General features: G+C 74.3%; 9 protein-coding genes. All 9 read right to left on the bottom strand.

Annotated elements, in window-relative coordinates:
* Positions 1-25 precede the first annotated feature (25 nt).
* Entirely contained in the window at positions 26-394 is a 369-nt protein-coding gene (locus KUM44_RS03930; protein ID WP_030234889.1) for a nuclear transport factor 2 family protein, read from the bottom strand.
* An 84-nt stretch (positions 395-478) separates the two neighbouring features.
* Positions 479-1,444 (bottom strand): diacylglycerol kinase family protein, encoded by a 966-nt coding sequence (locus tag KUM44_RS03925; RefSeq protein WP_217206272.1) that lies wholly within the window; start codon positions 1,442-1,444, stop codon positions 479-481.
* Between the two features lie 396 nt (positions 1,445-1,840).
* Complete coding sequence (locus KUM44_RS03920; RefSeq protein WP_217206271.1) at positions 1,841-2,671, bottom strand: alpha/beta fold hydrolase; 831 nt, start codon at positions 2,669-2,671, stop codon at positions 1,841-1,843.
* A gap of 30 nt (positions 2,672-2,701) precedes the next feature.
* Complete coding sequence (locus KUM44_RS03915; protein WP_217206269.1) at positions 2,702-4,168, bottom strand: MFS transporter; 1,467 nt, start codon at positions 4,166-4,168, stop codon at positions 2,702-2,704.
* A 61-nt stretch (positions 4,169-4,229) separates the two neighbouring features.
* Positions 4,230-5,543 (bottom strand): cytochrome P450, encoded by a 1,314-nt coding sequence (locus tag KUM44_RS03910; protein WP_254389009.1) that lies wholly within the window; start codon positions 5,541-5,543, stop codon positions 4,230-4,232.
* A gap of 237 nt (positions 5,544-5,780) precedes the next feature.
* Positions 5,781-6,548, bottom strand: coding sequence for a thioesterase II family protein (locus KUM44_RS03905; protein WP_217206293.1), 768 nt, complete (start codon positions 6,546-6,548; stop codon positions 5,781-5,783).
* A 47-nt stretch (positions 6,549-6,595) separates the two neighbouring features.
* Positions 6,596-7,600, bottom strand: a complete 1,005-nt coding sequence (locus KUM44_RS03900; protein WP_217206268.1) for an LLM class flavin-dependent oxidoreductase — start codon at positions 7,598-7,600, stop codon at positions 6,596-6,598.
* Between the two features lie 38 nt (positions 7,601-7,638).
* Entirely contained in the window at positions 7,639-9,255 is a 1,617-nt protein-coding gene (locus KUM44_RS03895) for a fatty acid--CoA ligase (RefSeq protein ID WP_217206267.1), read from the bottom strand.
* 19 nt (positions 9,256-9,274) lie between these two features.
* Positions 9,275-12,990, bottom strand: a 3,716-nt coding sequence (locus KUM44_RS03890) for an SDR family NAD(P)-dependent oxidoreductase (protein ID WP_217206266.1), incomplete at its 5' end; no start/stop codon positions are given.

The raw sequence follows: 12,990 nt of genomic DNA, 5'->3' as shown, positions 1-12,990 counted from the left end.
GTGCTGCCGCCGCCGCGGGAGGGGTTCAGGCGGCCGGAACCTTGTCCAGGAAGCCGTAGACGGCCTTGATGCGGCCCGCCTCGTCGGCGACCAGGACGTCGAAGCCGATCGCGATCGGCTCGGCGCCGGGCTCGGTGACCAGGCCCCACTGGAACCGGGCCTGGTTGTGGTGGGCGTCGACCGTGCCGTGCAGTTCGAAGGTCAGGCCCTTGAACTGCTCGCGGGCCCCGGCCACCACCGCGCCGAAGCCCTCGTGGCCCTCGACGGCGGCGAGCGGGTCGATGTACGGGGCGTCGGCGGTGAACAGCTCGGCGATGGCCGCCGCGCGCTTGTCGGCGTCCGCCTCGTTCCAGATGGCCAGGTAGCGGTCGACGGTGGTGGTCAGGTCGCTCATGCGTGTTCTCCTCGTTTTTTCGTTGGTGCGGGTGACCCGGCGTGCCGTCGCCAGGCGGGCGGTACGACGGGGGTTTGGGATGTCTCAGGGGGTCTGGGGGCGGTCCGGGGCCGGGGCCCACACGGGGAGGGCGCCGGGGAGGACCTCGAAGGTGGCCGTGGAGCCGATGCCGTGCTGGTACTCGCCGTCGTGCTCCAGCGGCAGCCGGCGGCCGTCGGTGCGCTCCACGGTGATGGTCCGGCCGCGCGCGTACCGTGTGGCCCGGTGGCCGATGTGGGCGGCGGTCAGGGTCAGCCGCGGCACGTCGGCCGCAGCGATCCCGTCGCCGATGACGCAGACGTCGAGCAGGCCGTCGTCGAGCAGCGAGTCGGGCAGGACGTTGAACCGGCCGCCGCGGTAGGAGCCGCCGCCGACGTTCGCGAGGACGGTCGGGCCCTCGTGCACCACCCGTCCGTCGACGGTGACCCGGCCCGGGTACGGCGCGTAGGCGGCGGCGGTGTCGGCGAAGGCGCGGGCGTACCGCTCGCGGCCGGTCAGCGGCAGGTCGCGTGCGGTGATCAGCGCGTCGGCGATCACTCCGGAGCAGGCGCCCAGGTAGACGTACTGCCGGGTCTCGGCGAGGCGGGCCAGGTCCAGGCGGCGCGGGCGGGCGCTGCCGCCTATGCCGGAGTCGGTGAGGACCGCCTTGAGGGACTCCGTCCAGGGACGGTCGCCCCACAGCATCTTGTAGCCGGAGTTGCCGGTGCCGCCGGGCACCACCGCGAGCGCGGCGCGCCCGGAGGCGGGCACCAGGCCCTGGACGGCCTCCCGGACGGTGCCGTCGCCGCCGATGACCACCACCAGGTCGGGGGCACCGGTGTGCCGTTCGAGGGCCCTGCGCACCGCGACGGTGGCGTCCCCCGGTCCGGTGGTCGAGTGGGCCTCGGTGCGCTCAAGGTAGGAGTCGCACAACTGGCGCACCTGTTCCACCAGTTCCGGGCTGTGGCTGCCGGAGGCCGGGTTGGCCAGGAGCAGTGCCCGGGTCGGGACCGGGGCTGCTGTATCTGCCATGCGGGCGTACTCCTTCGTCGGAACGGGGCCGGCAGGTCCCAGGCCGGGGCCGCGCCTCGGCCCCACGACGTCGACTCTGCCGCCGACCGCTGTCACGGCGCTGACGTGCGGCTGACGCCGGCGAGGCGCACGGGCGCGGGGAGGCAGGGCGGGGACACGCCGGGCACGGGGACACGGGGGGCGAGGGCACGCCCGGCCCGCCGCGGACGCCCGCGGTGCGCCGGGCCGGGCGCCGCGGGCACCCTGGGCCGGACTCCGGGCGCCGCCCCGAAGCCGCGCCCCGGCGCCCCGGTCCGCGGGCGTGTGAGACACGTGTGCGATGGGCCGGGAGTGGGAGCGAGGGGAGGGCGGGGCGCGGGCCGGGCGGCGCTCACGCGGGAGGCGCCGCCCTCGCGGTCACTGCTTGGCGAAGGCCAGCAGATCCGCGTTCAGACGGTCGGCGTGGGTGGCGAACAGGCCGTGGGCCGCGCCCTCGTAGGTCAGCAGGGTGCTGCCGGGGACGAGCTCCGCGGTGCGCGGACCGCACAGCGGATACGGCGCTGCGAGGTCGGCGGTGCCGTGGATGACCAGGGTCGGCACCCGGACGGCTGCCGTCTGCGCTCGCTGGTCGGTGGTGAACAGCGTGCGGTAGATCTCCGTGGCGGCCCGCGGCGAGGTGTCCATGGCCAGGTCCGTCAGCCACTCGGCCAGCCGGGGCGAGAGCGGCGTGCTCGCCAGATCCGCCTCGGGTCCGGCGAAGAACGGCCCCGTCAGTGATCTCAGCCAGGCGGCCCGGTCGGTCCGGATGGCCTTCTCGGTCTCCTCCAGCAGCGCCATCTCCAGGCCGTCCGGGTTGTCCGGGGCGCGCAGCAGGAACGGCGTGGTCGAGGCGACCAGGGCCAGCTTCCCCACCCGCCCGGCGCCGTACCGGGACAGATAGCGCACGGCCTCACCGCCGCCCGCCGCGTAGCCGACCAGCAGCACGTCCCTCAGGTCGAGGTGGTCGAGCAGGTCGGCGAGGTCCGAGGCGAGGGTGTCGTAGTCGTAGCCGCTGAAGGGGACGTCCGAGCGGCCGGTGCCGCGCCGGTCGTAGGTGACGCAGCGCAGCGACTGACCGGCCAGGAAGGGCGCCTGGAACTCCCACATCCGCGAGTCGGCCATCGCTGCGCTGAGCAGCACCACGGGACGTCCCTCGCCCCAGTCGGTGCAGTGGAGCCGGGTCCCGTCCCGGGTGGTGACGTACGGCATGACGCCTGCCTTCCTTGGTGGTGGGAACCCTCAGCGCCGCGCGGTGCGGCCCGGCGCCGCCAGCACCAGGGCGCAGGCCAGCAGTCCCAGGGCGATGAGCGGGACGAGCGTGACGGCGAACGCGTGCGGGTAGGCGCCGGCCGAGCCGCCGGCGTCGGCCAGGGCGGGGAAGAAGACCGCGCCGGCGATCGCCACGCCGACGGCCGCGCCGCCCTCCTGGGCGGTGTTCAGCAGTCCGGAGGCGGAGGCCGCGTGCTCGGGCGCGGCGGCGCCCAGCACCAGGTTGGTCAGCGGGCCGGTGGTCAGGCCCATGCCGAGCCCGGCGACGAGGAGGGCGGGCAGCAGCCACAGCACGTGTCCCGTCGTGTCCAGGCGGTCGGCGGTCAGGGCGACCGCCGCGTAGCCGACCGCCAGGGTCAGCGGGCCGGCGGCCACCTGGCGGGCGGTGACCGAGGCGGCCTTGCGCGACGACACCGCCGAGGCGCCGAAGTAGCCCGCGCCCAGGGCCAGGAAGACGGAGCCGGACTCCAGGGGCGACAGGCCCCGGCCCAGTTGCAGGTAGAGGGCCAGCACGAAGAAGAAGGAACCCATGGCGAGGAAGTAGACCACCGTCGCGGTCAGCCCCACCGAGAACACCCGGCTCTTGAACAGGGCGGGTTCGATCAGCGGGCCCCGGTCGGCCGCGGCCCGCCGGCGCAGGTGCCAGACGGTCACCGCCAGCAGGACGGCCGCCCCGGCCAACGCCTCCCACACCCACAGCGGCCAGCCGCTCTCCTGGCCCTCCAGCAGCGCGAAGACGATGATGCCCAGGGACGCCGTGACCAGCAGGGCGCCCACGAGGTCCAGCCGGGTGCCGCCCTCACCGCGCGACTCGGGGATCGTGCGGCCGACGAAGGCCAGGGAGACCAGGCACAGCGGGACGTTGATCAGGAAGATGGTCCGCCAGCTCAGTCCCGCGATGTCGACCGTGATCAGAGCGCCGCCGATGAACTGGCCGAAGACGCCGGCGAGTCCGATGACCAGGCCGTAGGCGTTGAAGGCGCGGTCGCGGGCGGCGCCGGTGTACACCGTGCCGATGATGCCGAGCACCTGCGGCACCATCAGCGCGGCGGCGGCGCCCTGAGCGATGCGGGCGACGACCAGGACGGTCGCCGTGGGTGCCAGGCTGCACGCGGCCGAGGCCAGCATGAACAGCACCATGCCGAGGGTGAACATCCGCCGGCGGCCGAAGAGGTCGCCGAGCCTGCCGCCGGTGATCAGTCCCGCGGTGAAGGCGACGCCGTAGCCCACGACGAACATCTGGGCCTGGGCGGCGCTGGCGCCCAGGTCGGCCTTGATGGCGGGGACGGCCACGTTGGCGATGAAGAAGTCCAGCACCGTGATGAACGTGCCCACGAGCACCACCAGGAGGGCACCGGCCGAGGCGGCGGGTGCGCCGCCGGGGGGCGTCGGCGCACGCCCCTCGACGACGACTTGCGTGCTTGTCTCAGAAGTCATGACGACTCCGTTTCTCGATCAATTTCGGGTGGTTGGCCGGTGGTGCCGGTAGCGTGGCCGGTCACCAGGTCACGGGAAGGTGTGTCACCCCGTGGAAGACGGTGCCGCGGCGGAAGAGCGTGCGCGGGTCGGCCGCCAGCCGCAGGCCGGGGAAGCGCCGCAGCAGGGAGCGCAGTGACAGCTCCATCTCCAGCCGCGCCAGCGGGGCCCCCTGGCAGTAGTGCGGGCCGAAGCCCCACTGCAGGTGGCCGCTGGTGTCGCGGTGCGGGTCGATCCGGTTGGGGCAGGCGAAGACCGACTCGTCGTGGTTGCCGGCGGGGACGGAGATGACGACGGCGTCGCCCTTGGAGACGGCCACACCGCCGAGTTCGAGGTCCTCCACCGCCAGCCGGACCATCGCGTCCTGGGAGATGGACCAGTAGCGCATCGACTCCTCGATGAAGTTCGGTATGAGCGCGCCGTCGTCGGCGGCGACCCGTGCCCGCAGGTCGTCGTCGCGCAGGAGCGCCAGGATGTTCAGGGCGATCTGGTTGGTGGTGGTCTCGTGTCCGGCCACCAGGACCAGCCGGGCGATGCCGACCAGCTCGTCCAGGGTGATGGCGCCCTTGGCGTGGTGGTTGACGGCGAGGCGGCTGATCAGGTCGTCGCCGGGGCTCTCCAGCTTGCGCAGCGCCAGTTTGGCCAGGTACTCGGACATCTCCTCGTAGGCGGCCAGGGAGATGGCCGGGTCCTCCTGGGAGATGGTGACGCGGGTCTTGTCGATGAAGAACGCGGAGTCCTGCTCCGGGACGCCCAGCAGCCGTGCGATGACGAGGGTCGGCAGGGCGCGGGAGAACACCGCGTGCAGGTCGGCCGGCCGGGGCAGTGCCTCAAGGCCGTCCAGCAGCTCGTCCACCAGCCGCTGGACCGGTTCGCGCAGCCGCTTGACCCGGCGCGCGGTGAACTCGGTCTGGATCATGGAGCGGAGCCGGGTGTGCTCGGGGTCGTCCAGGCGCAGGAAGGAGCTGGGGTTCTGGCCGGGCGGGACCTGGATGCGCACCGGTGCGCCGGGCAGCCGTTCGTCGGCGCTGAGGCGGGGATCGCCCAGCGCCTGCCGTACGTCGGCGTACCGGGTCACCAGCCAGGCCAGGCGGGAGGCGGCGGCTCCCGCCGGCAGGCGCACCACGCAGGGGGGTGCGCCGCGCAGTTCCGCCAGGATGGGCGGCGGGTTTCCGTCCTCGGTGCGGGCGAAGGGCCAGTCCAGGACATCGGGGTGGTCCGCGAGCGACACGTCGGCCTCCAGGGGTGGGGGGGCAGGCAGGGGGATCCCGGGCACCGGCTCTCTTGCGTGGTCGGACTCGGACGCGCTGACGCCGCCCGGGGCGGAAGGGGACATGGGTGGTGTCCCCTCCCAAGCCGCGGACGGTCGTGCGTCACTGTCGCGCAGTGCGCTGACACGGCGCTGACACGGGTGCCGGCCGTGCTGTGCGACCCGGGGCACTCGTGTGGGGCCGGTGCTGGGAATGTGCGGTGCAGACCGCCGAAGGCGCCACAGCGGGGCGTGTTCGGCGGTGCGGCGCTGGTGCTGTGGCCGGGCCGGCCGGTCGGCCGGTCGGCCTTTGCGGTCGCGGCGCTAGCGCGCGTGGGGGGCGGCGATGCGCTGCAGGCGGTGCGCGAAGTGGGCGGTGACGGCCTGGGCGTGGGTGTCGATGTAGAAGTGGCCGCCGGAGTACTCGTTGTGGCCGAGGTAGGCGGGGGTGCGTCCGGCCCAGTGGGTCATGGCGTCCGGCTCCTCCTGCAAGGGGTCGCTGCGCCCGCCATAGGAGGCGAGCGGGCAGGTGACTGCCGCGCCGTCGTCGGTGTACTGGGCGGCGACCCTGAGGTCGGCGCGCAGCGCGGGGACCACGAGGGCGAGCATCTCGGGGTTGTCGTAGATCTCGGCCGGGAAGGAGCCCAGCTTCTTGATCCACTCGACGAGTTCGGGCTCGGGCATCCGGCTCTGCTCCTCGGTGGGCTGGAAGAAGCCCACGGGCGACCAGCCGGACATGCCGACCATGACGGGCGCCGGGCCGCCCTCCTCCTGCATGCGGATGGCCAGCCGGAACGCCAGCTGGGCGCCGAGGCAGTGCCCGAAGAACGCGAAGGGCCTCTCGTCCAGGTCGTCGAGCACGGCCTCGTGCAGCGCTTGAAGCAGCGGCCAGAACTCCTCGTACGTCGGCTCCTCGCGGCGGTTGTGACGGCCCGGCAGGGTCACCGCCTGCGGGGCGATGTCGGGCGGCAGCAGGCTCTCCCAGTCCCGGTAGATGATGGCGCCGCTGCCCGCGTGCGGGAGCAGGAACAACCGGATCGAGGCGTCGGGCGAGGGCTCCACCGGGTGGAACCACTGGCCCGCGCGGGACATCCAGCTGCCGGCGGCGGCGGTGGTGTCCGCCTGGTTGGTGGTACTGGTCACGGCTGTGTACTCCCCACGGTGGTGGACGGGCCGAGGGCGCGTACCGCGGGCAGCAGCACCTCGGCGATCTCCTTCAACTGCGGTTCCGCATCGAGCGATCCGATCCTCAGGACCAGGTGGCGGGCGCCGGCCCGGACGTAGCCGCCGAGCCATTGGGCGCACTTCTCGGCGCTGCCCCAGGCGTAGGCCTGGATGGTGCGCATCTGGTCGAGACTGCGGCCGTAGTAGTGGCTGATGTAGTGCTCCAGTTCGGCCTCGGCCGCCCGCTCGTCGCGGTTCACGGTGATCGTCGCGTACAGGGCGGGGGTGACGGCGTCGGCGGGGCGGCCCGCCTCCTGGGCGAGTTCGGCGATCCGGCGGCGGGCCCGGCCGTAGGCGTCGGGGTCGGGCAGGAACGGCAGCCAGCCGTCGTAGCGGGTGGCGGCGCGGGCGAGCACCTTGGGGGTGTCGCTGCCGGCCAGCCACAGCGGCGGGCCGCCGGCGGTGGCCGGGCAGGGCAGCCGGTCGAGGTGGCCGGCCTGCCAGAACCTGCCCTTGAAGTCGGCCGGTTCGCCCTCCTGTCCGGCGCGCCATGCCGTGCGCCACAGGGCGGTGATCTCGTCGAGGCGTGCGACGCGGCCGGTGAAGCCGGCGCCGACGGAGGCGAACTCCTGCTCGGTCTCGGGCATGGGGAAGCCGGAGCCGAGCCCGAGGACCAGCCGGCCCGCGGCCACATGGCTGAGGCTTGCGGCCATGTTGGCGCCGATCAGCGGGTGGCGCAGGGCCGGGGTGAGGGCGGCGGTGCCGACGGTGATCCGCTCGGTGGCGGCGGCAGCGGCGGCCAGGACGACGAGCGGGTCCAGGCGGGGGCGGGCGGTGAGCGAGTCGCCCGCCCACAGGGAGTCGAATCCCAGGGCTTCGGCCTGCCGGGCGAAGCCCAGCAGCGGGGCCGCCGCGTAGGTGCCGTTGATGGCCTGTTCCCGGGTGGGCAGCAGGATGCCGACGTGCAGGGGCCCGTTCATGGGCGAGGGCCTTTCTGTCCGTGGTGGCTGAGGCGGTGTCATGCGACCGTGCCGGCCAGCGGGCCCCGGGCCGGTGCCGTCAGCCGTTCGCGCACCGCGCGGCGCAGGATCTTGCCGGAGGGGTTGCGGGGCAGGGAGTCGGTGAAGTGGTAGGCGGTGGGGATCTTGTAGTCGGCGAGCCGGCCGCGCAGGGAGAGCAGCAGTTCGCGCGGGTGCGCCTTTGCGCCGGGGCGCAGGACGAGGACCGCGTGCACGCTCTCGCCCCAGTGCTCGTCGGGCAGGCCGACGACGGCGGCGTCCGCGACGGCCGGGTGCGCGGCGAGTGCCTTCTCGACCTCGGCCGGGTAGATGTTCTGCCCGGCGACGATGATCGTGTCGTTGATGCGGTCGCACAGGTGGAGGTAGCCGTCCTCGTCGAGGTAGCCGGCGTCCCCCATGTGCAGCCACTCCCCCACCAGCGTGCGCGCGGTGGCCTCGGGCAGGTTCCAGTAGCCGAGCATCCGGGACGGGGCGCGCACGCAGATCTGGCCGATCTGGCCGGGCGGGAGCGGGTCGCCGTCGGGGCCGATGACCTTGACCTCGTTGCCGGGGCACGGCCTGCCGACCGAGTCCAGTACCCCGCTGCCCGGGTGGTGCGCCCCGGGGGGCAGGCAGACCGCCACGCTGCCGGTCTCGGTGCTGGCGTAGATCTGCGCGAACTCGCAGCCGTAGGTCTGAAGGCACTGCTTGAGCAGGGTCTCGGACATGGGTGCCGCGCCGTAGGCGATCTTGCGCAGGGAGGTGAACGCCTGCGGTCCCGCGCCGCGTTCGGCGGCCATCATCTGGAGCATGGCGGGGGCCGCGAAGGTGGTGGTGACCTTGTGGGTGCGGATCAGCCGGACCGCTTCCTGCGGGTCGAACTGCGGCATGATCACGTTGGTGCCGCCCGCGTTGAAGGTGTGCAGGAACCAGCCGATGCCCGCGACGCCGAAACCCGGCAGGCAGATGAGGCTGACGTCGTCGGGCAGCCAGTCGATCCAGGCGGCGCCGTGCTCGCGCATCGCGTGCGGCAGGGTGAAGAAGCTGCGGTGGGCGAGGACGGCGCCCTTGGGCAGTCCGGTGGTGCCGCTGGTGTAGATCTGCACCACGGCGTCGTCGGGGCCGGTGCCCGGCACCGGCTCGCAGTCGCTCTGGTCGGCGGCCCAGGCGGGCAGGCCCGCGCCGCGGGCGGGTTCGCCGTCGGCGTCGGTGCCGTCGACGCGGATCACCCGCCGCAGACCGGGCAGTTGGTGGCGCACGGCGGCGACGGTGTCCCAGAACTCGTCGTCGACGAAGATCAGGGCGGCGCCGGAGTCGCGCAGGATGTGGTCCACCTCGGTCGGGGTGAGCCGCCAGTTGACCGGCACCAGGACCGCGCCCGCCTTGGCGCAGGCGAGCATCACCACGTAGTAGTTCTCCGACTCGCGCCCCAGGTAGGCGACCCGGTCGCCGCGCCGCGCGCCGCCGGCGCGCAGGGCGTGCGCGGCGCGGTTGCTGTCGCGGTGCAGCTTGTCGTAGGTGGTGACGCGGCCGTCGCAGATGATCGCCGGGTGGTCCGGCCGGCTGCCGGCGTGGGCCCGTGAGGAGTGGGTGAGCGTCCAGCGCTCCCTCGGTGTGCCGCTGGGTATGTCAGTCATGATCCGTCCTTGTGTGCGTTCAGGCGGCCGGCACCGGCTCGAGTTGCCCGCAGAGGAACTGGGCCAGCTGCCGCACGGTCGGGTGGTCGTGGGTGAGGGAGGCCGGCAGGGGCAGCCGGAACGCCTGCTCCAGGGCGGCCTTGACCTGCTGGGCCATCAGCGAGTCCAGGCCCAGGGAGACGAACTCGGTGTTCGGGTTCAGTTCGTCGCCCTCCTCCAGGTGCAGGACGGCGGCGACCTTCTCGCGGACGACGGCGCTCACCGCGGCACTGCGCTCGGCCGGCGCCAGGGCGGCGAGCGCGGTGAGGTCGGGGCCGGTGTCGTCGTCCGAGTCGTCGCGGGCGAGCCGGTCGTAGAACAGGTCGCCGGTGACGCTGCCCGCGACGTAGCGGTCCCAGTCGAACTCGCCGACCACCCGCTGGGTGCGGGGGCGTCCCCAGAGCCTGGCCAGGGTGTCCAGGGCGCGGGTCGGGGAGAAGAAGCGCACGCCGCTGCGTTCGATCTCCTGGCTGAGGTGCTCCTCCAGACGGGCCGACATGCCGACGCGTGCCCAGGCGCCCCAGTTCACCGAGAGGCCGGGCACGCCGCGGCGGCCGCGCCACTCGGCGAGGGCGTCGAGGGCGGCGCTGGCCGCGGCGTAGTGGCCCTGGGTGGCGCCGCCGAGGACCGAGGCGATCGAGGAGTAGGTGACGAAGAAGTCCAGTTCCGGGAAGGAGGACTGGGCGGCCTCGTGCAGCAGCCAGCCGCCGTAGGCCTTGGCCTCCAGCTGGGCGTCGATGGCCTCCCAGGTCAGCTCGGCGATGAGCTTCTTGTCGTAGGCGCCTGCCGCGTGCACGATCCCGCCCACCGGGTGCGGGCCGGCCGCGAGGTGGCGCACCAGCCGCCGCACGTCCCCGGCGCGGCCGATGTCGGCCCGGACCAGGTCGAGTTCGGCCCTCTCGGCGAGGTCGGCGAGGACGGGGGCGGCCTCTTCGGTGGGCCGTCCGCTGCGGCTGACCAGTGTCAGGTGGCGGGCGCCGAGGGCGATCAGCTTGGCCGCGGTGACCAGGCCGAGACCGCCGAGACCGCCGGTGACGAGGTAGGTGCGGTCCGGGCGCAGTGCGGCCGAAACCTCCTCGGCGGGGGCGGCAGGCTGCGCCTCGGGGGTGTCCGGGAGGGTCACCCAGGACTGTCCCGACGGGTTTGACAGGGCCGTGCGCAGCGCCTCGCCGGTCTCGTCGAGGCGGAAGTGCCCAGCGCCGTCGTCCTCTTCGGCGGGCGGGGCGTGCACCACGGCCGCGGCGGGGACGGTGAGTGTGGAGCGGAACGTGCCGTCGTGGCGTACGAGGACGTCGTCGCCGGGCGCGAAGCCGGTGTCCTCGGCCGCGGCGAGGACCGTGCCGGTGGCCGCGGTGCCGAGCAGCGGCGGGGGTTCCTCCTGCGCGCCGAGCAGTTCCTCGCGCTGCGCGCGGCCGGTGTCCAGGGCGGTGCGGGCGTCGTCGGCGCTCAGGCCGACCGACCGGACGCGGATGTGGACCTGGCCGGCTGCGGGGGGCACGTCCGTGGCGGCGGCCAGGGCGAGGTCGGACAGGTCGCCCGAGTCGGGGGCGCGCAGTTCGAAGCCGCCGGGCCAGGTGAGCGGGGCGTCGCCGGACAGGAGCCGGCGCACGTAGCGGCGGCCCGGGCGGTGGGCGACCTGGTACTCGCCGGGCGGTTCGGCGTGCCACTCCTGAAGCAGCGGGGCCAGGCCGCTGCCGGGGGCGACGTCGATGAGGGTGGCCCGGTACTGGGGGTACTCGGTGAGCAGTACCCGGCCGAAGCCCCAGAGCGTGGCGGCGGCCAGGTGTCCGCCGTCGCCGGCCGGGTCGCCGGGCAGCCACTGGGCGCCCTCGGTCACCAGCCACAGGCGGGGCGGGCGGGGGGTGCCCGCGGCGTCCAGCGCGGTGACCAGGGCCAGCAGTTCGCGGTAGTTCTCCTCGCACTCGGCGCGCAGCCGGTCGGCGGACATGGCCTGCGGGAGCTGGCGCCAGACGCGGCAGACGTCGGTGACGGTGGGGTCCTCCAGGGCCGCTTTGAGTTCGGTGAGGTTGGCGCCGCGGGTGACCTTCAGGCCGGGCTGTGCGGCGAGGTCGGCGGCGCGGGCGGGTGACGGGTCGAGCAGGACGACGTGCCGGGCGGGGGCGGCGCTCTGCGGTGCGGGCAGGGCGCGGCGGACCCACTCGGGGCGGTGCAGGAAGCGGCGGCGGCCGGTGCTGGACTCGGGGCGGGCCAGCCGGACGCCGAGCAGCTCGGCGACCGGGTCGCCGTTCTCCAGGAGCAGCACGTCGGCGGTGCGGCGGTCCTGGTCGCCGTGGACGCGGGCGAGGACGCGCAGGGTCTCGCCCCGGGGCTTGCGCAGGTGGCGGACCGAGGTGATGGCGCGGGGCACGAACACCGGGCCCTCGGGGTCGAGGACGACGCACGCCTGGACGGCGGCCTCCACGAGCTCCGCCGGCACGTGTTCGACGGCGGTGGCGTTGCGGCCGGTCAGCTCTCCGGTGACCAGGCCGTCGGCGTGCCGGGCGGCGCGCAGCAGCAGCCGCATCCGGGGGCCGTGCGGGCGGCCGACGGAGGCGAGGTCGGTGTAGATGTCCTCGTCGTCGATCTGCGTGGCGGCGGGGGTGAGGCCGGCGTCCAGTTCGGCCAGTTCGCAGACGGGGACGAGCGGTTCGGGGTCGGCGGCGACGACCGCGGTGGCGTGCACGTTCTCCTCCCCGCCGACGACTGTGAACACCGCCGCTTCGGCGCCCCCGCCCGGCAGCGGCCGCCAGCGGGTGGTCAGGGCGGTCGGGGTCTCGGCGGGAACGTCGAGCGGCGCGAGCAGCCGCAGGTCGCGCAGGGCGGAGCGGGCGTGGCCCTGGACCGCGTCCTGGACGGCGAACAGCAGGTCGACGTAGGCGCCGGCGGGCAGGGTGGTGCGTGTGCCGTCGGTGAGGTCGGCGAGCGGGCCGAGGTCCTCGGCGGTGAACTCCGCGGTGAACTCCCGTACCCCCGAGGCGAAGCGTTCCTCGGTGCCGAGCAGCGGGTGGCGGGCGGTGCCGCCCGCGGTGGCGCGGCGGACTGCGGCGGCCGGCAGCCAGTAGCGCTTGCGCTGGAAGGCGTAGGTGGGCAGGTCCGTCTTGGCCGGCTCGGCGTGCCCGGCGTGGTAGCCGGGCCAGGAGACGGTGAGTCCGGCGGCGTAGTACTCGGCGAGCGCGGTCAGGGTGGTGGTGGCCGTCCGGTCCCGGCGGCGCAGGCTGGCCAGCCACAGGTGGTCCTCGGCTACGACGCCGCGCCGGGCGAGCGCGGTCAGCGCGGCCTGCGGGCCGATCTCGATCATGGCGTGCCGGCCGCGCCGGGCCACCGCGCGGATGCCGTCCAGGAAACGCACGGGTTCGCCGATGTGCCGCACCCAGTAGTCGGGGGTGGCGATGTCGCGGAACCGGGCGAGCCGTCCGGTCACGTTGGAGATCAGGCTGATGGCCGGCTCGTGGAAGTCGATGCCGTCGAGGGCGGCGCGGAAGTCGTCGTAGACCTCGGCCATCTGCGGGGAGTGGAAGGCGTGCGAGACCGCGAGCCGGTCGACGCGCACGCCGCGCTCCTTGAGGATGTCGCAGACCTCGTCCAGGGCGGGCAGGGCGCCCGAGACGACGCACTGGTCGGGGGCGTTGACCGCGGCCAGGGCGAGGTCGGGGCGGCTTGCAAGGAGCGGGGTGACGTCCTCGGCGGGCGCGGCGA

The sequence above is a fragment of the Streptomyces sp. AC550_RSS872 genome, assembly GCF_019049285.1.
Taxonomy (GTDB): domain Bacteria; phylum Actinomycetota; class Actinomycetes; order Streptomycetales; family Streptomycetaceae; genus Streptomyces.
The sequence above is the reverse complement of the archived record's forward strand: the minus strand, read 5'-3'. Positions and strand labels throughout refer to the sequence as shown.

Coding starts and splice junctions, on each gene's coding strand:
- KUM44_RS03925 (WP_217206272.1), bottom strand. CDS start 1,444: ATGGCAGATACAGCAGCCCCGGTCCCGACCCGGGCACTGCTCCTGGCC.
- KUM44_RS03895 (WP_217206267.1), bottom strand. CDS start 9,255: ATGACTGACATACCCAGCGGCACACCGAGGGAGCGCTGGACGCTCACC.
- KUM44_RS03905 (WP_217206293.1), bottom strand. CDS start 6,548: ATGTCCCGCGCGGGCCAGTGGTTCCACCCGGTGGAGCCCTCGCCCGAC.
- KUM44_RS03930 (WP_030234889.1), bottom strand. CDS start 394: ATGAGCGACCTGACCACCACCGTCGACCGCTACCTGGCCATCTGGAAC.
- KUM44_RS03915 (WP_217206269.1), bottom strand. CDS start 4,168: ATGACTTCTGAGACAAGCACGCAAGTCGTCGTCGAGGGGCGTGCGCCG.
- KUM44_RS03920 (WP_217206271.1), bottom strand. CDS start 2,671: ATGCCGTACGTCACCACCCGGGACGGGACCCGGCTCCACTGCACCGAC.
- KUM44_RS03900 (WP_217206268.1), bottom strand. CDS start 7,600: ATGAACGGGCCCCTGCACGTCGGCATCCTGCTGCCCACCCGGGAACAG.
- KUM44_RS03910 (WP_254389009.1), bottom strand. CDS start 5,543: ATGTCCCCTTCCGCCCCGGGCGGCGTCAGCGCGTCCGAGTCCGACCAC.